General features: G+C 35.0%; 2 protein-coding genes. Both read left to right on the plus strand.

The window, feature by feature from the left end; all coding sequences use genetic code 11:
• Window positions 1–460: 460 nt before the first annotated feature.
• Complete coding sequence (locus LZ24_RS17020; RefSeq protein WP_281282293.1) at window positions 461–679, plus strand: addiction module protein; 219 nt, start codon at window positions 461–463, stop codon at window positions 677–679.
• On the plus strand, window positions 676–969 hold the full coding sequence (locus tag LZ24_RS17025; protein ID WP_144686901.1) for a type II toxin-antitoxin system RelE/ParE family toxin: 294 nt from the start codon (window positions 676–678) through the stop codon (window positions 967–969). The genes LZ24_RS17020 and LZ24_RS17025 overlap by 4 nt, the downstream gene beginning before the upstream one ends.
• The last annotated feature ends 114 nt before the right edge of the window (window positions 970–1,083 follow it).

The raw sequence follows: 1,083 nt of genomic DNA on the forward strand, positions 1-1,083 counted from the left end.
GATGCGTTAGCAGCGCACGTCCGGATCTGTGCCGGGGGGTTGATCTGAAACTGACAATTGTCAAAATTGCCTTTCAGATCAATTCTCTACGGCGAACTTCGGTATTTACACCACCCTATTAATTTTGTAATTTTGGGTAGGGGAGCAATACTTGACCTTCTTTTCCAAACACCTTATTTTATAATTTTTAAAGATGGTCAGGAATATTTAAGCGAGGGGAAAAAAATGCAATAAAAGGGGTCAGACCCCTTTTATTCCAGCTGTTTAAAGGCATGGATTGCCAAGGAAAAACTAGCAAAATACATCTTAAGCAAATTGTCTGCCAAAGATAAGCTTCTGTAATCATTGCCACCAACATTGGCATTATAATTGCCAATGGCTCGAAAAAATTCATTTATAACTACCTGATTTAATTATCACCTACACCTATTGAGAAACTACCAAAGAAAGAGATAAGACTATGAATTTAATACAGAATATCCAAGAACTTTCTAAGAATGAAAAAATGATCATCATGGAATATCTCTGGAAGGATCTCTTTGTAGAAAATGAGATGTTTGAATCACCTGAATGGCATAAAACAGCTTTGGCTGAAACAGAAGAGAGTCTGAAAGAAGGAAAAGAAGAAATTATTGACTGGTCTGATGCCAAAAAACAACTGAGAAAGAACTTTGAATGAAAATCAAAATTTTGTTATCAGCCTACAATGATTTGAAAAATGGAAGAAAATTTTATGAAAAACAGGGTGAGGGGCTTGGAGATTATTTTTTCGATTCTCTTTTTTCCGACATAGATTCACTTCTGATTTATGGAGGAATACATCAAAAAGCAGGCGATTATTACAGGCTCCTTTCAAATAGATTTCCTTATGCAATATATTATAAAATGAACAAAGGGGAAAAAATAACAGTTTACAGAATTCTTGATTGCCGCCAGAACCCTGAAAAAACGCATAAATCACTCAATTAAGCTGCATAATAAAAGGGGTAATAAAAGGGGTCTGATAATCATATAAAGGATTACCTCACCGAGTCTTGTAAAAAATTGACACCTCCCTATTCATAGTAAGACTATGAAACCAAG

Source organism: Desulfobotulus alkaliphilus (assembly GCF_007830435.1).
GTDB lineage: Bacteria > Desulfobacterota > Desulfobacteria > Desulfobacterales > ASO4-4 > Desulfobotulus > Desulfobotulus alkaliphilus.

Coding starts and splice junctions, on each gene's coding strand:
- LZ24_RS17020 (WP_281282293.1), top strand. CDS start 461: ATGAATTTAATACAGAATATCCAAGAACTTTCTAAGAATGAAAAAATG.
- LZ24_RS17025 (WP_144686901.1), top strand. CDS start 676: ATGAAAATCAAAATTTTGTTATCAGCCTACAATGATTTGAAAAATGGA.